Source organism: Campylobacter sp. CFSAN093227, assembly GCF_012897855.1.
Lineage (GTDB): Bacteria > Campylobacterota > Campylobacteria > Campylobacterales > Campylobacteraceae > Campylobacter_D > Campylobacter_D jejuni.
On sequence record NZ_CP040610.1, the window covers coordinates 1,753,457 to 1,772,549 of the forward strand.

21 protein-coding genes and 1 pseudogene are annotated in these 19,093 nt (G+C 30.3%); 14 read left to right on the forward strand and 8 right to left on the reverse strand.

What is annotated here, in order from left to right:
- The first annotated feature begins 1 nt into the window (after nt 1).
- The 5 genes from FBF06_RS09080 to FBF06_RS09100 are packed head-to-tail and all read left to right on the forward strand — an operon-like array spanning nt 2 to nt 3,882.
- The gene (locus FBF06_RS09080; RefSeq protein ID WP_002889058.1) at nt 2-1,111 is read left to right on the forward strand and encodes an ABC transporter permease; all 1,110 of its coding nucleotides are present in this window, start codon (nt 2-4) and stop codon (nt 1,109-1,111) included.
- Nucleotides 1,112-1,834, forward strand: coding sequence for an ATP-binding cassette domain-containing protein (locus FBF06_RS09085; RefSeq protein ID WP_002860093.1), 723 nt, complete (start codon nt 1,112-1,114; stop codon nt 1,832-1,834). It abuts the gene before it with no gap.
- A 2-nt stretch (nt 1,835-1,836) separates the two neighbouring features.
- On the forward strand, nt 1,837-2,727 hold the full coding sequence (locus FBF06_RS09090) for an MlaD family protein (protein ID WP_002860094.1): 891 nt from the start codon (nt 1,837-1,839) through the stop codon (nt 2,725-2,727).
- Entirely contained in the window at nt 2,727-3,326 is a 600-nt protein-coding gene (locus FBF06_RS09095) for an ABC-type transport auxiliary lipoprotein family protein (RefSeq protein ID WP_002867543.1), read from the forward strand. Before FBF06_RS09090 ends, FBF06_RS09095 begins: the two co-directional genes overlap by 1 nt.
- Before the next feature lie 55 nt (nt 3,327-3,381).
- Nucleotides 3,382-3,882, forward strand: coding sequence for a flagellar FLiS export co-chaperone (locus FBF06_RS09100; RefSeq protein WP_002851413.1), 501 nt, complete (start codon nt 3,382-3,384; stop codon nt 3,880-3,882).
- 370 nt (nt 3,883-4,252) lie between these two features.
- Here FBF06_RS09100 and map read toward each other — a convergent pair whose 3' ends face one another.
- From map to FBF06_RS09130, 6 genes are all read right to left on the reverse strand, one after another.
- The gene (map, locus tag FBF06_RS09105) at nt 4,253-5,011 is read right to left on the reverse strand and encodes a type I methionyl aminopeptidase (RefSeq protein WP_168977634.1); all 759 of its coding nucleotides are present in this window, start codon (nt 5,009-5,011) and stop codon (nt 4,253-4,255) included.
- 9 nt (nt 5,012-5,020) lie between these two features.
- A complete protein-coding gene (murI, locus tag FBF06_RS09110) occupies nt 5,021-5,764 on the reverse strand; it encodes a glutamate racemase (RefSeq protein ID WP_002868283.1) in 744 nt (247 codons plus the stop codon).
- 1 nt (nt 5,765) lies between these two features.
- Nucleotides 5,766-6,224, reverse strand: coding sequence for a C40 family peptidase (locus FBF06_RS09115; protein ID WP_002826385.1), 459 nt, complete (start codon nt 6,222-6,224; stop codon nt 5,766-5,768).
- 8 nt (nt 6,225-6,232) lie between these two features.
- Nucleotides 6,233-7,402: a Na+/H+ antiporter NhaA gene (gene nhaA, locus FBF06_RS09120; RefSeq protein WP_002868282.1), complete on the reverse strand. Its 1,170-nt coding sequence runs from the start codon at nt 7,400-7,402 to the stop codon at nt 6,233-6,235.
- The gene (gene nhaA, locus FBF06_RS09125) at nt 7,399-8,547 is read right to left on the reverse strand and encodes a Na+/H+ antiporter NhaA (protein ID WP_025398631.1); all 1,149 of its coding nucleotides are present in this window, start codon (nt 8,545-8,547) and stop codon (nt 7,399-7,401) included. The genes nhaA (FBF06_RS09120) and nhaA (FBF06_RS09125) overlap by 4 nt, the downstream gene beginning before the upstream one ends.
- 142 nt (nt 8,548-8,689) lie before the next feature.
- Nucleotides 8,690-8,872, reverse strand: coding sequence for a YjfB family protein (locus FBF06_RS09130; RefSeq protein ID WP_002856010.1), 183 nt, complete (start codon nt 8,870-8,872; stop codon nt 8,690-8,692).
- Nucleotides 8,873-9,194: 322 nt separating this feature from the next.
- Here FBF06_RS09130 and FBF06_RS09915 point away from each other — a divergent pair.
- The 9 genes and pseudogenes from FBF06_RS09915 (at nt 9,195) to traF (ending at nt 17,847) form a co-directional block, all read left to right on the forward strand.
- A pseudogene (locus tag FBF06_RS09915) lies at nt 9,195-9,397 on the forward strand (hypothetical protein).
- Nucleotides 9,398-9,748: 351 nt separating this feature from the next.
- The gene (locus tag FBF06_RS09140; RefSeq protein WP_038401918.1) at nt 9,749-11,839 is read left to right on the forward strand and encodes an FTR1 family protein; all 2,091 of its coding nucleotides are present in this window, start codon (nt 9,749-9,751) and stop codon (nt 11,837-11,839) included.
- Nucleotides 11,836-12,375, forward strand: coding sequence for an iron transporter (locus tag FBF06_RS09145; protein ID WP_002778842.1), 540 nt, complete (start codon nt 11,836-11,838; stop codon nt 12,373-12,375). The genes FBF06_RS09140 and FBF06_RS09145 overlap by 4 nt, the downstream gene beginning before the upstream one ends.
- An 82-nt stretch (nt 12,376-12,457) precedes the next feature.
- Nucleotides 12,458-13,861 (forward strand): Fe-S-containing protein, encoded by a 1,404-nt coding sequence (locus FBF06_RS09150; protein ID WP_070317264.1) that lies wholly within the window; start codon nt 12,458-12,460, stop codon nt 13,859-13,861.
- The gene (locus FBF06_RS09155) at nt 13,848-15,140 is read left to right on the forward strand and encodes an ABC transporter permease (protein ID WP_079862243.1); all 1,293 of its coding nucleotides are present in this window, start codon (nt 13,848-13,850) and stop codon (nt 15,138-15,140) included. The genes FBF06_RS09150 and FBF06_RS09155 overlap by 14 nt, the downstream gene beginning before the upstream one ends.
- Nucleotides 15,130-16,248 carry an FtsX-like permease family protein gene (locus FBF06_RS09160; RefSeq protein WP_002858987.1) on the forward strand — a complete coding sequence of 373 codons (1,119 nt, stop codon included), beginning with the start codon at nt 15,130-15,132 and terminating at the stop codon, nt 16,246-16,248. Before FBF06_RS09155 ends, FBF06_RS09160 begins: the two co-directional genes overlap by 11 nt.
- Nucleotides 16,245-16,898 (forward strand): ABC transporter ATP-binding protein, encoded by a 654-nt coding sequence (locus tag FBF06_RS09165; protein WP_002858988.1) that lies wholly within the window; start codon nt 16,245-16,247, stop codon nt 16,896-16,898. The genes FBF06_RS09160 and FBF06_RS09165 overlap by 4 nt, the downstream gene beginning before the upstream one ends.
- Nucleotides 16,895-17,383, forward strand: coding sequence for a TlpA disulfide reductase family protein (locus FBF06_RS09170; RefSeq protein ID WP_002884226.1), 489 nt, complete (start codon nt 16,895-16,897; stop codon nt 17,381-17,383). The genes FBF06_RS09165 and FBF06_RS09170 overlap by 4 nt, the downstream gene beginning before the upstream one ends.
- The gene (traF, locus tag FBF06_RS09175) at nt 17,344-17,847 is read left to right on the forward strand and encodes a conjugal transfer protein TraF (RefSeq protein ID WP_002851157.1); all 504 of its coding nucleotides are present in this window, start codon (nt 17,344-17,346) and stop codon (nt 17,845-17,847) included. The genes FBF06_RS09170 and traF overlap by 40 nt, the downstream gene beginning before the upstream one ends.
- A gap of 9 nt (nt 17,848-17,856) precedes the next feature.
- On the opposite strand, the gene FBF06_RS09180 is transcribed toward traF, so the two are convergent.
- Nucleotides 17,857-18,294 carry a DUF411 domain-containing protein gene (locus tag FBF06_RS09180; protein ID WP_002858990.1) on the reverse strand — a complete coding sequence of 146 codons (438 nt, stop codon included), beginning with the start codon at nt 18,292-18,294 and terminating at the stop codon, nt 17,857-17,859.
- A 278-nt stretch (nt 18,295-18,572) separates the two neighbouring features.
- Nucleotides 18,573-18,974: a hypothetical protein gene (locus FBF06_RS09185; protein WP_070317262.1), complete on the reverse strand. Its 402-nt coding sequence runs from the start codon at nt 18,972-18,974 to the stop codon at nt 18,573-18,575.
- Nucleotides 18,975-19,093 lie beyond the last annotated feature (119 nt).

A 19,093-nucleotide genomic window follows, 5' to 3' on the forward strand; every position in this document is an offset into this window, starting at 1 on the left:
AATGAATACAAATTTCAAATTTCAAAATAACACTCTTTTTATCTTTGGAATTTGGGATAAAACAAGCATTTATAAGTTAAAAATAAAAGATTTTTTAGCTTTGATCCAAAGCAAGGAAGTGATTTTTGATTTTAAAGATCTAAAAGCAATCGATACCGCTGGAGTGAGATTTTTCCTTGCTTTGGAAAATGATCTTAAAGATAAAAATATTAAAATCGCCAAAGAAGGCTTAAATTCACGCTTTCAAACCCTTTTTGAACTTTGTGAAAAAAACTACCAAAGACTAAGCAAAACAAAAAAATCACATAAAAATTTCAGTGAATACTTTATCGATCTTGGAAAATTAAGTTTAGAACTTTTAAAAATTTTAAGAAAATTCATCAATTTCACAGGAGCTTTTTTCACAAGTCTTTTTTTATGCCTTAAAAATCCTAAAAATTTTCGCTTTATTGCTTTTTTATATCATATAGAAAATTCTGCTTTTAAAGCCTTACCTATAGTTATTTTAACTGCTCTTTTAGTAGGAGTGGTTTTAGCCTATCAGGCTGCTTATCAACTCGCACAATTTGGAGCCAATATTTTCATAGTGGATTTGATGGGAATTTCAGCCACTAGAGAACTTGCACCTTTAATCGCTGCCATAGTGATCGCAGGAAGAAGTGCAAGTTCTTATACCGCACAAATTGGAGTGATGAAAATTACTGATGAAATTGCAGCTATGAATACTATGGGTTTTCGTTCTTTTGAATTTATTATTATTCCACGTGTCATGGCTTTGATAGTGGCTATGCCTTTAATCGTTGCCATTAGTGATGCGATCAGTATTATAGGTGGAATGATGGTTGCAAAATTAAATCTTGATATTTCTTTTGCCGAATTTTTAAGACGTTTTAGAGAGGCTGTAGATATAAAACATATCTTTATAGGACTTGCAAAAGCACCTATTTTTGGATTTTTAATAGGACTTATTGCTTGTTTTCGTGGTTTTGAGGTAAAAAACACTACACAAAGCATAGGAATTTATACAACAAAAAGCGTTGTAAATGCTATTTTTTGGGTGATAGCTTTTGATGCTTTATTCTCTGTTGTTTTAACTTCTGCAGGAATTTAAATGGTTATTAAAGCGCAAAATATCATTACAAAATTTGGAGAAAAAATTGTCCATGATGGCGTAAGTTTTGAAATCAAAAAAAACGAAATTTTTGGTATTTTAGGAGGTAGTGGAAGTGGAAAATCCGTCCTTTTAAAACAAATGCTTATGCTTGAACATTTTGATGGTGGAGAATATGAAATTTTAGGCTATAAACTTAAAAATATCAACGAAAAAGATGCACTTGCTTTGCGTAAAAAATGGGGTGTGGTTTTTCAGTTTGCTGCACTTTTTAGCTTTTTTAATGTTTATGAAAATATCGCCATTCCTTTAAAAGAATACACTCATTTAGATGAAAATAGCATACAAGAACTGGTTTTAATGAAGCTAAAAATGGTAGGCTTAAACGAAAGTGTTTTAAAACAATTTCCAAGCGAACTTAGTGGCGGTATGCAAAAAAGAGTGGCAATTGCTAGAGCTTTAGCACTTGATAGTAAATTGCTTTTTTTAGATGAACCTACTTCAGGACTTGACCCTCATAGTAGTCGTGAATTTGACGATTTGGTTTTAGAGTTAAAAAAAAGTTTTGATCTAAATATCATTTTGGTTACACATGATAAAGAAAGTATGAAAAATTTACTCGATCGCTTTATCATTTTAGAAAATAAAAAAGTTGGATTTTGCGGCACTTATGAAGAATTACGCTTGCAAAATGAACGACTTTTTAAAAGATTTATGGAGTAAAAGTGGAAAATAGAGCAAATTATTTTTTTGTAGGACTTTTTGTTTTTGGAGTATTTTTTGCAAGCCTTGGTTTCATACTTTGGCTTGGTGGATACTCTAAAGAAGAAAGTTTTAAGTATTATGAAATTCACACACAAGAATCCGTTGCAGGACTTGGCGTAAAAGCACCCGTAAGGCTTTTGGGCGTGGAAGTAGGTAGTGTAGAAGAAATTGGCATTTATAATCAAGATGAACTCGGCGTTAACATACGCATTAAGGTTAAAAATAACACCCCTATAAAAGAAGATACTTTTGCTACTTTGCAACTTCAAGGTATTACAGGACTTAAATTTGTCCAACTTCAAGGCGGAAGTAAAAATAGCAAAGATCTAGTATCTATCCACGGAAAACTTCCGGTCATTCCTTTTAAAGAAAGTTTTTTAGCGACCATAGACAGACAAAGTGAACATATTTTTTCTTTGGTTAAAACGGCCGATGATAAATCAAAAGAACTTTTAAGCGAAAAAAATCTTAAAAATCTAGAAATCCTTTTGCAAAATCTAGCAGAACTAAGTGCAAATTTAAACGCTAATTCTAAAAATTTAAGCCTTAATCTTTCAAACGCAAGTTTAAAAATAGGAAAAATGGCTGATAATATAAGCCTTAGTGCGCAAAATTTCAACTCCAGTCTTAAAGACATAAAAGAAAGCACAATGATTTTAAAAAATTTCATAAAAAAAGCTGATGAAAAATTAAACACTTATGATGATATTAAAGCATCTTTGATTCAAAATTTAGAGCTTTTTAAACGAGTTTTAATTGAAAGCAATATTCTAATAGAAAATTTACAAAACAGCCCTGCTGATTTGATTTTTAAAGAAACCAAACCTAAACTAGGACCAGGAGAAAAATAATGCTAAAGCAATTATTCTATATTTTGACTTTTATTTTTATATTATGCGGATGCTCTTTAAGACACGAAACCATCAACAAAAATGAAAATATCATATTAAAAGATGAAGGAATAGACTCAAATATTTTTTTTAAAAAAACTGGTAAAATTCTTAAAATTCGCAATGCAAATGCACCTTTGTATTTAAACTCGCGGGCTATTATTTATATAGATAATGGTTTTAGCAACAAATACGCACATTATTTCTGGGGAGATTTACCAAGCAATCTTTATTCTTTTTTAATTTTGTCAAAATTTGAACAAAGCAATATTTTTACAACCTTGCTTTCTTCAACAAGCTCTTTAAGTGCGGATTATGCTCTTGAAAGCAGGATTAACTCTTTTGAGCAAATTCTTAATAACAATGAAAACTATGCTCAAATTTCTGTAAGTGTAAATTTCATAAATCTTGAAAACAATCAAATAATAGCTCATAAAATTTTCAATACTAAAGAAAAAATAGAAAAAAAAGATATCCGCTCTACCTATAATGCTTTTCAAAAAGCCTTGAATAAAATTGGCAATGAGATTGTTTTTTGGGTAAATTCTAACTTATCCTAATTTAGGAACACTTTTTGCTTTTTAAATATTTAGCAATATTTTTGAAAGGTAAACAATGAAAAGTGATTTAGATATATTTAAAAAACACTTAGGTGAAATTCAGGGCGTGAATGAATTTAAAGCAAATCAAATTTGCTCTCAAATCAATGATGCAAATGATTTTATAGGAGCACTTCAAGTGCTTGATATGTCTTTAAAAAAAATAGAAAAAAGCATTCTAGAAAGAATAGATGAAAATTCAGATGATATGCAAAAAAGAACTCTTGATGCCACAGCGTCACAACTTATACAAAACTGCTCTTTCATGGGAACAGCTCTTTTTGGAAATATTTTCAATGTTTATGTTGGTAAAAAACTTTTTGAATTTGAAATTGCTAATCCACTTTTAATTCTTCAAACAAGTAATTACGAAGGTGTATTGGCCTATATACAAGATAAAAGAGATGAAATAAAAATCATTCTATCAGAATTATCAACCGCAATTACCATGGGCGAAACTATGGATAATGCTGGAATTTATAACTCTACAATGGATTTTAAAAATTTATTTAAATAAGAATAGTAATCGTTTGTTCTCTTTAAGCAAATATAATATGTTTTAGCTTAAAGAGATTTTCCAAACTCTAAAAGAGAGTTAGGCTACGAATAAAAAGGGGGAGGGAAATAGCCTAACCCAAACGAGATCTTAAAAGATCTCTTTAAACTAAAATAAATATTTAGATAATTTAATAATTTTTATTAAATTATCTAAACCATATTTATGTTTTAGTTTAATAAGATGTGACATTTTATTCTAATAACACTTAAACTGCTATAAAAATATCATTTAGCAACTTAAATTATTAAAGAATATTACTACAATATTATTTAAAAAATTTTAAATTTTTAGGATTTTAAGAAAAAAATATTATTTTTATAATTTAATATCATATCATAGAAAGAATTTCAGCACGCCCATTAATCACAGCAACACAATGTTCATAATGAGCCGCATTCAGCCCATCAATACTTCCAGCATCCCATTTTCCATTATAATGCTTTGGTGTTCCATCTTTTTGGCATATCATAGGCTCTATGCAAAACACCATTCCATTTTTAATTTTAGGGCCACTTTTTGCACTCGCACCTTTTTCTAAATAGTTTAAAATTTCAGGCTCTCCATGGGGCTTTCGTCCTATACCATGCCCGCAATATCCACGAAGCGGGACAAAACCTCTTACATGGATAAATTCGCCTAAAGCAGCTGAAAGTTCCTTAAAACGCATTCCATCACGAATAATATCTATAGCATGATATAACGCGTCTTTAGCACAAGAGATTAAAGCTTTATCAGTGGGTGAAACTTCTCCTATAGCAATAGTTCTTGCTGCATCCCCATAATACCCATCAATCAAACTTCCCACATCAAGACCTAAAATATCACCCTCTTTGATAATTTTATCATCTGGAATTCCATGGATGCAAACTTGATTTAAAGATGTACAAATGGCACCTGGAAAACCATAAAGTCCCTTAAATGATGGCTTGGCGCCAAGGCTTAAAATATAATCTTCTGCCATTTTATCGATTTGTTTTAAGCTCATTCCTATTTTAATTTCATTCTCTAAAAAATTTAAAGTTTTTGCTACAATTTGATTTGCTATTCTTAATTTTTCTATTTCATCTGGTTTTTTCAATTCTATCATTTTATTTCCTTATAAATTTAGCCAAATTTTAGCAGTATTTTTTAAAGATTCAACATCGCTTGAAGCATAAAAATGTAATTTTGCTTTATGATTTTTCAAATCTATATTTTCTCTTTCTTTAAGAAATTCAACTATAGCATCTCCTGAATGAATTAATTTTGTTTTATCACCAAAATACTTACTTAAAGAACGACCTAGTAAAGGGAAATGAGTGCAAGCGAGTATCAAAGCATCTGGAGTTGTGATATTTTTAAAATAATACTCCATAGCACTTTGCAAAAAATCTCCTTCAAAAATACCTTCTTCAACCATAGGCACAAAAAGCCCTGTAGCTAAAGCATTTATATTTGTATATCCTTGGGATAATAAACGCTTTTGGTATTCTTCTGATTTAATGGTTGCTTTTGTTGCAATGACTAAAATTTCTTTATTTTTATCATGCAAAGCTTTTATCGTTGCTTCAACCCCTGCATCAATTACACCATATACTGGAAAATGTGCTTTTGTCCTTAAAGCATCTAAAGTATAAGCACTAGCAGTATTACATGCAATGATAAGCATATCAATTTGAAATTGTTCAAAAAATTCCAATGCTTCAAGACAGAACTTTATAATAGTATCTTTATCTTTTACTCCATAAGGAACTCTTGCGGTATCTCCATAATAGATAATTTCATCAAAAAGTCTAGCTTCATAAAGAGATTTTAAAACGCTAAGCCCCCCTACCCCGCTATCAAATACACCTATTTTCACTTTAATACCTTCTTGCTCCTATATAACGAGCCTTCCAATAAGAACTATTTAGCTCGACTTCTTTTACTCCACCTTTAGTAGATAAATGTATAAATTTTCCCTTGCTCATATAAATACCAACATGCATACCATTTGGCCCTCTACCTGTCTTAAAAAATACCAAATCTCCTGTTTGCAATTTTGATTTAGAAACTTTTCTTCCAGAACCTAATTGAGTTTTTGTAGTGCGAGGTATGCGTATATTAAGCTGAGCTAATGCGCTCTGTGTAAATCCTGAACAATCAGCACCTTTTTTACTAGTTCCACCTAAAACATAAGGGGTTTTTTTCCATTCATTTGCAATAACCTTGAGCCTTGCTTCTTTATTTGTGTTGTAACTAGGACGATAGTTTAGATTCTGATAAAAACTACATCCACTTATAAAAAATATAATCGTAATAATAAAAAAAATATGCCTCATCAATCCCCTTAAGATCGAGTAGTAAAGAATTTAAGATAAATAAAACCCCAAATCCCAGAACAAAATGAGGCTATAAGAATAGCTAAGTTATCTGCATAATTAAAAATATCACTAACTTCATACGCCAATCCATCAATAAACAAACTCATTGTAAAACCAATTCCTGTAAGTATGCAAACCCCATAAAGTTGTTTCAAATTTGAACCTTGGGGCAAAGCTGCAAATTTAAAGCGGATTGCCAAATAAGAAAATAAAAATACACCCACTTGTTTACCCACAAAAAGCCCTAAGAAAATACCTATACTTACACCTGAAAAAATTGCTCCTATATCGATATTGGATAAATTTACTCCAGCGTTAGCAAAAGCAAATAAAGGTAAAATAATAAAAGCAATCCAAAATTTTAAGCTTTCATAAATTTCTTCTAAAAATGCTTCCCCATTTTTAGTTTGCATCGGTATAAAAAATGCTGTTACAATTCCAGCTAAAGTTGCATGTACTCCACTTTTTAAAACACTAATCCAAAGAATAACTGAGCAAATAAAATAAAAAGACTTTCTTGTTATCCCTAAAAGATTTAAAATAAGCATTACCAAAATAGCAAGTCCTGCAACGACAAAAGCAACTATTGATAATTTTGTCGTATAAAAAATAGCTATAATTAAAATAGCACCCACATCATCAAAAATAGCCAAAGAAAGTAAGAAAATTTTTAAACTTGATGGAATGTGCTTGCCACACATCATTAAAATCGCTAAGGCAAACGCTGTATCTGTGGCTGTAGGTATAGCCCAACCTTTTAAAGTATAAGCATCTCCTATATTTACCAAAGCAAACAACATCGCAGGTATAAGTATACCGCCTAAAGCAGCCATAAAAGGTAAAACAATATTTTTAGGATTTTTAAAATCCCCGTGCAAAAATTCCTTCTTAAGCTCAAGCCCTATAGCAAAGAAAAATATAGATATAAGCCCATCATTTATCCAAAGTAAAAAAGGCTTATTAAGCTCAAATTCACCTACGCTAAATCCGACTTTTAAATTTAGAAATTCTCGATAATGTTCGCTAAAAGATCCATTTTGCACAAGCAAAGCAAGCAAAGTACAAACTATAAGTAAAACGCCGCCAAAAGCCTCATTTAAAACTAAAGTTTTTAATTTATGTACTATATTATTCATTTAACAATCTTAAGATAAATAAAACCAACAATGGCACTTAAAAAACTAGCTACTAAAATAGCAAGTTTATCCGCATATTCAAAAATATCACTATTTTTATAAGCCAAACCATCAATAAACAAGCTCATCGTAAAACCGATGCCTGTTAAAATACATATACCATAAAATTTTCCATATTTAATATTTTCAGGTAATTTTGCAAGTTTAAGTTTGATAGCAATAAAACAAAAAGTGAAAACACCTAATTGTTTTCCTAAAAATAGTCCTAAAATAATCCCAAGACTTACAGGAGAAAATACTGAACCAAGATGCATATCTCTAATATCAATTCCAGCATTGGCAAAAGCAAATAAAGGTAAAATAAAATAAACTACCCAAGGATTTAAATCCTTAAGAACTTCATGTAAATAAGGTTTTTTATTTTTTGTATCAAGAGGTATAAACAAAGAAATGATCACACCAGCCAAAGTCGCATGTACTCCACTTTTAAGCATAGCTATCCACAATACAACACCTACTAACACATACAAAGAAAGATGGGTGATGTGATAATAATTTAACAAAAGCAGAGCAAATATACAAAACAAACAAATAATAATCGCCAAAGCTGAAAGCTGATCTGTATAAAATAAAGCAATAATAACAATAGCACCCAAATCATCAAAAATAGCTAAAGAAAGTAAAAAAAGCTTTAAACTTGTAGGAATTTTATTTCCTAAAAGCATCAAAATACCCACTGCAAAAGCTATATCGGTTGCTGTAGGTATTGCCCAACCTTTCATAGCAAAATCATGGGAATAATTAATAGCAGCAAAAATTAAAGCAGGAGTAATCATACCCCCCAAAGCTCCAAATATAGGTAAAGATACAGCTCTTATATTTTTAAGCTGTCCGCGTAAAATTTCATATTTTAACTCAAGCCCTATACATAGAAAAAATATAGCTATCAAACCATCATTTATCCATAAATCCAACGATTTTGAAATTTGAAAATGATCAAATCCTACTGTAAAATTAGCATGAAAAAAATCTGTATAAATAACACTTAAAGAAGAATTTTTACATAATAAAGCTAAAAATGTAAAAAATATAAGCAAAATACCAGGGAAAGTTTCACTTAAAACCATCTTCTTTATCATTTGCATCCTTGCTCCTAAATAAATATTATAAAAAATTTAATACGATAAATAAAATGGCAAAATTATAACGAAAAAATACTAAAGAAATAATTATTTAAAAAAACAAGCCCAAGATACCAAAAAGTTCTTAAGCTTGTTCTTAAGATATTTAAGCGTAAATATCCAAACCACTAGAGCTAGAAACTTGTGGAGCGGAGGCTTGAGAGACACCTTCCATACCTTCGATGAGTTCATTCATCAATGCCTCGTTTGTGTCCATAGATTTTTTCAAAACTGAAGTATTAACAGCAGTCATTAAATTAGCATTACCCATAGAAACATCTGAAACCATATCATCCTCCTTTTAGATTGAGTCTTAAGACTTTATTTAAATCGGATGATATTTTTAAAACTTAATATTTTTTACTAAACTTTTTAAAATTTTTCAAGGAAGCCAATATCTGAAATTAAAAATCATAAATTTTTAAGATAAAATCCTATTTTAAAAATTTTTACACTATGAAACAATAAGCAAAATATAAATGGTTGATACTTTTAGAAGCAAATGAAATAGATAAAATTTTACTTCAATAAATTTAAGTTTTATCTTATTTTATACAATTTTTAATATAATCTAAAATTATAATTTTAAATGAGAAATCAGGAGCTTGCTAATGTTACTTAACACGCCTTGCAGGGGGATAATAGATACAAATTTTGAAAGCAAAAGAATTAGCATAACTTCAACTTTAAAATTTCAAGGAAAAAAGAAAAAGTAGAAGCTAAGGCTGAGAAAGAAGAAGCAAATAAAGACAATAGCAATTCTACAAACACAAATACCAATAAAAAAGATAAACTTTTGGATATATCTGCTTAGTCTAAAATATACTATAGCTATATCTCCTTAAAGAATACGCAATAAATGATTTTTTGATTTTTATTAAGCTTTTAAAACATCGAAAAAAGGAAAAATTAAAAAACACAAAAACAATATCCCAAAGTCCATAGCTTAGAAGAAGACCTTGCGATACTTAAAAACAACCCATATTAAATCACAAAAATAAAATATATTTAAATATTTATTAAAATACATTTTATAATTTAATAAAAAAATATTATCAACATAAAAGCTTATTTTTTAGTTCTATTTAAGATTTTTAGTATTATACTAGCCATTATTTATTTTGATAATAAATATTATTTTTATCAAAAATCAAGGATAATGATAATGAAAATTTTTAAAATTATATTTTTAATTATAAGTATTTTTTTATCAAGCTCAGCTTTTGCTAGGGTAGATGATTATATTAATGAAGCAAATCTTATCAAAGATATGCTAAAACAAAGCATAGAAACTTATAAAAAGGGCGATAATCTAGGCGCCAAAAAGCTTAGCGAAGATGCGTATTTTCAACATTTTGAAAATATGGAAGGCTCAATAGGAAGAAACATAGGAAGAAAAGCTATCACTATGGAGCGTAAATTTGTAAATTTGCGTCGCATGTATAAAGATGAAGCTCCTTTGACACAAATTAATGCTTTAATTGATAGTCTTTATTATGATCTTGATGAAGTAGCTCCGATTTTACAAAATGGATATCGTTTAAAAGCAGAAGCAAGCGATATAAACTATGATAAGGCTAGAGCTGAAAAATCAAGCCTAGAAGCCAATGCCAAACGCGAAGCTGATGCAGAAGCTTTAATCGCACAAATGATGGGTGTAGATAAAAAAGATTTAGCACAAAGCTCTTTAACCACCCAAGCTCCTATACCTGTAAATAATGATACAAGCAAACTTATAGATGATAATGCAAGCACTGATTTACAAGCTGCCGCTGCAATGGACGTAAGATTGCAATTTATACTAGATAATATCTCTACCAAATTTTCACAGGCAGCTAATGCTTTTAAAGAAAAAAACTACCAAACTAGTAAAGATTTTTTAAATGATGCCTTATTTAGTGATTATCGCAATACCAAAGTAGAAATTTTAGTAAATAAATTTACCAAAGCAGGAAACGATCAAAAAATTCAACAAGCCATACGCACCCTTATACGCCAAATCAACGATGCAAAAATAGATGAAAAAGGCTTAAGAGATGGCTTAGATAACATAGAAGAACAAATTTTTGATGTTTTCTTACAAATTCCAAATTCAGAACTTTCAAGTTTGCAAATTTCAGGCTTTAATGATGAAACAAAAGGCAAAGATTATGCCAAAGTTTCTAATGATATCAAACTTGCTTTAGATGAAATTTTAAAAAATTATGATGGCTTTAGCACTTCTATGGTAGATGATTTACAAGGAATTTATCTAGATATTTTTGAAGCAAGCGGTATGGAAAATAAAATCGGTGCTGTAGATAGTGGCTTAAAACTTAAAATAGAAAGTTTATTTTCCAAAGGCATGGCACTGATTAAAGCAAGTGCAGATAAAAAAGAGCTTGAAGCTACTTTTAATGACTTAGAACAACTCATAGCCAGCAGCGTGGATAAAATTCAAGATTCTACTCCTTATTCGCTGTTTATATGGGCTTTAGGTATTATTTTGCGTGAAGGCTTGGAAGCTTTGATTATCATTGTAGCCATTGTTTCTTATCTTGTGCAAAGTGGCAACAAAAATCGTCTAAATATCGCCTATAGTGCTCTTTTTACAGGAGTGATTTTAAGTTTTATTACCGCTTTTGGAGTTTCTTGGCTATTTAAAGAAAATGCAGGTCAAAGTAGAGAGCTTATAGAAGGTATTACCATGCTTATAGCCGTATTACTACTCTTTTATGTGGGCTTTTGGCTACTTTCAAACGCACAAAATAAAAAATGGACAAGCTTTATCAAACAAGGTGCTATAGATGCTATATCAAATAATAGCGCAAAAACCCTTTGGATTACCGTATTTTTAGCTGTTTATAGAGAAGGTGCAGAAACTGTGCTTTTTTATCAAGCCTTGCTTTTTGATGCTAAAACAAGCACTGATTTTGGTGCTGTTTTTGGCGGACTTGGACTTGGAATTTTAATACTTATTGTTTTATATTTTCTTTTAAAAGCAGGAGCCATTCGCATACCTGTAAAACAATTTTTCTATATCACTTCTTACATTATTTTTTACATGGTTTTTGTTTTTACAGGCAAAGGCATAGCCGAACTCATAGAAGGAAAAGTCATCATTCCTAGTCTTATACCTATGAATTTTGAACCGATTTTATGGCTTGGAATTTATCCTTACTATGAAACTTTAATCCCTCAATTTATAGTTTTGATCATGCTAATTATTGGCATTTTAATAACAAAACAAATTTCAAAAAAAGGAGTAAAATCATGATAAAAAAAGTTTTATCAGTAGTTGCTGCAGCTGCGGTTATTAGTACAAATTTATTTGCAGGCGAAGTGCCGATCGGCGATCCAAAAGAACTTAATGGCATGGAAATAGCCGCTGTTTATTTACAACCTATTGAAATGGAGCCAAGAGGTATTGATTTAGCTGCATCTTTAGCAGATATTCACCTAGAAGCTGACATTCACGCACTTAAAAACAATCCAAATGGTTTTCCAGAAGGTTTTTGGATGCCTTATTTAACTATAGCTTATGAACTTAAAAATACCGACACAGGTGCAATTAAACGTGGAACTTTGATGCCTATGGTGGCTGATGATGGTCCTCACTATGGTGCAAATATTGCTATGGAAAAAGATAAAAAAGGTGGCTTTGGCGTAGGAAATTATGAACTTACTTTTTATATCTCAAATCCAGAAAAACAAGGTTTTGGACGCCATGTTGATGAAGAAACAGGTGTGGGTAAGTGGTTTGAACCTTTTAAAGTAGATTATAAATTCAAATACACAGGCACGCCAAAATAATTTTACGCTCGGATTTTCCGAGTGTTTGAATATTTTTATTTTTATTTGAAAAATTAAAATAACAATGTTTAAAGAGTAAATTATGAGTATATATTTTGTGCATTTTCTTATCAGTGTTTTACCGCTAAGTATTTTAATGGCCTTTATCACTCCTAATAAAAAATATATTTTTAAAAGTTTTTTAGTAGTTTTTTTGGGCTTTTTATTTGGATATTTTGCTTTTTTTATCGCAGCACAATTTTTAAAAACCGAAAATTTAATCTTTAATTTTGATTTTGTTTTTATAGGTTTATTGCTAGTAAGCTTTATATTTTATTTTTGGAAAAAAATTGAAATTTTAAATTTTATTTTATTGGGAATTTTAAGTTTTTGCACCGCTTTGCATTATTATTTTTTAAGTCAAGATTTCCCTATTTTTACTAGCTCTTTAATCGATAGCGAAGGTATAAGTTCTTTAGGTTTTATTGCTTTAGCCTTGCTTGTTTGTATTTTGATTTTCTTCTTTTTAAAATGGCAAAAAAATTTTAATCAAAAAACAAGCTTTATGCTGTTTTTACTGCTTATCCTTATAGAAAGCGATAAAGCTCTAGCCAATATCTTGCTTACTTTAATGCGAAATTCCATCATAGAAACTCATGCTTTTTTGGTGAGTTTTGTAGGAAAAAGTAATTATTTTGGTGTTTTTGGAATTTATGTTTATTTAATTTTCATCACTTTTTTAGCATTCTTAAGCTTAAAAATTCGCAAAAAAAATATAAGCAAAAAACAAATTTTAGATATAAATTATCGCAAAAACGAAGCTAAAACAAGTCTTATTAATCGCTATTTTTCCAGTGCTTTTATCTCCTGTGTTATAAGTTTTTGCATTGTTTTATACTTTTTTATGGTAAGCTCTAAGCCTTTAACCATAGATGAGCCTAAAGAAATTTTACCCGATAAGAATGGCAAATTTATCTTTGATATAGCTCTTTTAAGGGACAACAAACTCCACCGCTTTGCTTATATCAGTGCTGAAGGCAAAGTGATAAGGTTTTTTCTTATCAACAAAAGAGAAGATAAGGATTCTCCTGTAGCTGTTTTTGATGCTTGTATGATTTGTGGAGATATGGGCTATATCAAAAAAGATGGACAACTTATTTGCATTTCTTGCAATGTGCGTATTTTCTTGCCAAGTGTAGGTAAAAGCGGGGGTTGCAATCCTATCCCACTCAAATACGAATACGATGGTAAAAAAATCACCATAGATGTTAAAGATGTAATAGCAGGATCTAATTATTTTAGTCAAATCAAAGAAATTGAAGTGCAAGATCCTGTATCAAAAACAAAAGTTATAAACACCCAAGCTCCTTTTTCTTATAGCTATAAAGGGATTACTTATTATTTTTCAAATCAAAACAACTATGAAGAATTTAAAAAAGATCCTACAAAATATGTAGAAGAAAACGAAGCCCAATTTTTAATCCAAAGGAGAAATGATGTTGGCTAAAATGATTTTTAACTCTATATTTAAAAACAAAATTCAAAAATTTTTAGCCTTTCTTACTTGTTTTTTAGCCACGCTTTTGCTCTCTACTATGCTAAATATTACCCTAAGTATAGGTGATGAAGTAACTAAACAACTCAAAAGCTATGGCTCTAATATCCTTGTTTTACCCAAAGGCTCAAGCCTTAGTATAGAAATAGGTAATGAACTTTATGAACCCTTAAAAAACAAAAACTACCTAGAAGAAAAAAATTTATATATGATTAAAGACATTTATTGGCGTAACAACATCACCGCACTTGCTCCTTTTTTGGAAGGTAAAATCACAATTGAAAACTCCCAACAAAAAGCACTTATTTATGGTACTTATTTTCAAAAAGCCATAAAAATTAAAGATGATGATGATTTTATCACAGGTATAAAAAGTCTTTATCCTTATTTAGCAGTGCAAGGAAAATGGGCAAAAGATGATAGCAATGAAATCATGCTAGGCGAAGACTTTGCTAAAAACAATAAATTAAAATTAGGAGATACTATCAAACTCATAGGAGAAAACAATCAAAGCAAAGAAGCAAAAATCGTAGGCATTTTACTTCATGCCAATCCTAAAATGTCAAATAAAATCATCGCTCCTTTAAATTTAGCTCAAGATTTACTCAACAAACAAGGGCTTTACTCAAGTGCAGAAGTAAGAGCTTTTACCATACCTGAATCAGCCCTTTCTGAAAAAGTACGTCGCATGGGAGAAGAAAAATTAGATCAGTTAGAATATGACAAATGGTATTGCTCAGCTTATGTAGGCTCAATCGCTAGTCAAATTAGCGATGGCTTACCAGGTGCTGATGCAAAAGCTCTAAATGCTATAAGCGATGCTCAAAGCTTGGTGGTTAAAAAGATCCAATCCTTAATGGGCATTACTTGCATTATTTGTCTTATTGTTGCAAGCATTGCGATTTCAAGTCTAATGAGTTCTGAAATTCATCGCAGAAAGAAAGAAATAGGACTTTTAAAAGTACTTGGTGCTAATACTTTTCAAATTTATCTCATCTTTGCTAGTGAAAATTTAATCGTAGCTTTATTTGCTGCTTTATTTGGCTTTATTTTTGGCACAGCACTTTCTCAAATCATCAGTCTTAGTATTTTTGGATATTTTATTGATATAGCCTTTATAGCTTTACCTTTAAGCTTTATTTTTGCAGGACTTATTGCCTTACTTGGTTGCTTGCTTCCTATAAAAAATATCACACAACTTTCAGCTGCAGGAGTGCTTTATGGTAGATAAGTTTTTCCTTAATGAGCTTTTTAAAAGCATTAGCTTTTCTTATCAAAGACTTTTTATAATAGTTTTAAGTGTTTTTATAGGAGCACTTACTTGCTCAGCTTTTTTAAATATTTATTTTGATATTGACACCAAACTTTCTAAAGAATTAAAAGCTTATGGAGCAAATGTAATGATAAGCCCTAAACAGGATGAAAATTTTATCTCCAATGCTGAGTATGAAAAAATAAAAGAAAATTTAAAGGCTAGGGCTTTAACTCCTTTTTTGTATGATTTTTTAAATTTAGGCAGTACAAGCGGAGTGGTTTTAGGCACTGATTTTAAGGCTTTAAAAATCACTAAACCTTTTTTAGAAGTTAAAGAAGGAAGCTTTTCTCTAAATGATTTTGATGAAAATTCAGCCTTTTTAGGGGTTAATTTAGCCAAGCAACTAGGCCTAAAAACAGGTAATGAACTTCAAATTTACAATCCAAACAATGGAAAAAGCATAAAACTTACCATAAAAGGCATACTTTCAAGCAATGATGAATTTGATAGCATTGTTTTAGCCCCTTTAAGCGTGGTGCAAAATTTAAGCGATAGAGCCGGTATTAACTATGCTAATGCTGTAGTTTATGGAAATTTTGATGAAGTTAAAGCCAAAACACAAGCAATCAGCAATGAATTCATCGATGCAAAACCTATATCTTCAGTATCCTTAAGTGAAGGTTTAGTGCTTGGAAAAATCAAAGCTTTAATGTTTTTAATCATACTTGTAGTATTGATCATAGTTACTACTAGCGTTAATACAACTTTAAGTTCTATTGTATTTTCTCGCAAAAAAGAAATCGCACTGCGTTTAGCCTTGGGTGCGAAAAAAAGTGAAATTTTTAAACTTTTTGCTAGTGAATGCTTTATAGTAAGTTTTTTTGCTAGTTTAATCGGAGCTTTTTGTGGGATATTTTTAGCCAATGTCTTTGGTTATTTGATTTTTAATTCTGGTATTGATTTTAGATTTATAGCTGTTTTTATAGCCTTAATCATTTCTTTGATTTTTGCCTTTTTGGCTGCATTTTTTCCTATAAAAAGAGCATTAAAAATCAATGTGTGTGAAAATTTGAAAGGTGAATGATGAAAAAAGAACTTATTAAAATCAACAATTTAAATAAAGAATTTGGCAAAGTTAAAGCCTTAAACAATATCAACTTAAGCGTCTATGAAGGAGAATGGCTTGCCATCATGGGTCCATCAGGAAGTGGAAAATCAACGCTTTTAAACATACTATCACTCATGGATACTCCAAGCTCTGGAGAGTATATCTTGGATAATGAAAACCTAGAGCAAATGGATGAAGAGCAAAAAATCACCTTGCGTCGTGAAAAAATAGGGCTTGTCTTTCAACAATTTCATCTTATCCCCTATCTTAACGCCTTAGAAAATGTTATGCTCTCTCAGCATTATCACTCAAGTGTAGATGAAGAAGATGCCAAAATGGTTCTTGAAAAAGTAGGACTTTCGCATAGACTCACTCATTTACCTAGCCAATTAAGTGGCGGAGAACAACAAAGAGTTTGTATAGCAAGAGCTTTAATCAACAACCCAGAGCTTTTACTCGCAGATGAACCCACAGGAAATTTAGATGAAGCCAATGAACAAATCGTTCTTCAAACCTTGCAAAAATTAAAAAATGAAGGTAAAACCATAGTTTTAATCACACACAATCCTGATTTAGCCAAATTCGCAGATCGAACCCTTATCTTACAACATGGGGTGTTAAAATGAAAAAAAGCCTTTTAATCTTAAGCATTTTGTTTTTGCTCAATGCTTGTTCTTTTGAAAATTCAAAAGATACTGGAAAAGTTGGAGAAAAAAGCGCTGAAATTTCAGCTAAAGATACCTTAGGAAAAGCTGTAAAACTTGCTGATGATAATACAAGTTTAAAAGTCTTAGTCTTTTTTCAAAATGGCTGCCCTTCTTGCTTAAAAGAACTCCCTTCTTTAGATGAATTCATACAAAATCACCCCAATAAAATCAGTGTTTATGCTATAAATTCCATCGATAATGCCAATGTGGTTAAGGTTTTAGCCGAACAATTTAACTTTAAAAATGTAAAAGTTTTAAAAGACGATCTTAAAATCACCAATGATCGTTACGCTGTGTTTGCAACCCCTACTACCATCATCATTAAAGATGGGATGATAAAAGATAGAATTTTAGGAGAAAAACCATGGGAATTTTTCGAATCCAAGCTTATTTCTTTGCTTTAATCATAGCTTTATTTTTTGTAGCTTGTGATAGTGGAGAAAATTTTAAAGCTTTAAATAGCGATAAAACCTATAATTTTGCCTACAATGGTTTTGAAAAAAGCCTAAAACTAAATGATAAAGCACAAAATTTTGCCTTAGTATTTTTCACAAAAGATTGCGGAGTTTGTAAAGAACAAATTCCTATTTTGCAGAATTTGGCTAAAAATTATGATTTTAATATCTTTGTGGTTTTAGGCGATGCAAATGATGCAAATGATGCAAAAGCTTGGGCTGATGAAAAAGGTTTATCTAATTTAGCAATGTTTTATGAAAAAAGAGCAGCTAAATACCTTTCAAGTGCCATTGGGGAAATATATGGAGTACCTGTGCTTAGTTTTTTCAAAGAAGGAAAAATGGATGAAAAATTCATAGGCTTAACTCCTTATAGCATACTTGAAAAAGAAATCAAAAAAGTAAAAAGCTAAAAATTTACTTTAAAGCTTTTTATCCCCTATAAAATATCCATAAAGCTCATAGCTTCCATCTTTTTTCATCAAAATTACAGGATATTTTTCACTATAACCTTGTTCCATTCCTGGGCTTCCTTGCGGCATGCCAGGAGCTGAAATTCCTATAACATCTTTAGGTTTGTTTTCAAGCAACCATGCTATGGCACTTTCAGGAACATGCCCTTCAATAGCATAGCCTTCGATCACACCCGTATGGCAACTTTGATACTCATCTTTTATCCCCATTTTTTCTTTGATTTTAAGAAAATCATTGGTTTTGTGAACACTAACCTCATAACCCTTAGCTTTCATATAATCAGCCCAAAGATCACAACAGCCACAAGTAGGACTTTCATAAACTTGTATTTCCTTAGCCTGCGTAAGAGTGAGTAAAAAAAGAATGGTTAAAATTGTTTTTTTCATAATTGCTATCCTAAGTAAAAATATATAATAATACTTTTATAAAGTTAATATCATCACATTTTTAACACTAAAAATAAATTTACAAAAATTTAATCAAGAAAAGATTTTTAATGAGTGCTGATTTTGTCTTTACAGCAAAGATATAAAAGATAAAACGATTTTAAAAAACTAGAATTTTTTAACTTAAAAAGCTTAAAATTTAGATATATTTTATACTATGTTTTTTATAGTTAAAACCTTTATGGCGTGAAAGCTCTAAAATATAGAGCTTTCAAGTATTATTTGAAATTATAGAACTTATCAGCAGCTCCACCATCACAAGAAACCTTATCGCTTGATTTTGTATATTTATCCCCTTTAACACATTCAATATTCCATTCAGCAGCCCAATTTGTTTTTCTATCTACAACTAAGAATTCATTATAATAAACAATCTTTCCTTTTGCTATCTTTTGTTTCATTACTTTAAAAGAACCCCTTTGAATAACATTATAGTGTTCTGGATCATCTTTCTTGATGCTTTCTATAGCGTAAATCTCTAAATTATCAGTGTTAAATTGACTTTTCATTTCTTCTTTAGCATCTTCTAAAGCCATTTTTACATAGGCATCATCTCCCCCTGATACTTTAACTAAATTAGAATCATGTATAGTGATGATCACACCTGCAAATGCTGACACATTTAAAGCAACTAAAACTGCTAAAGCTAAACCTAATTTTTCATTTTAATCTCCTTGAATTGAATTTTGTATATTTTAATTATTTTTCAAATCTTTTGCAAGATAATTTTTAAATTTAT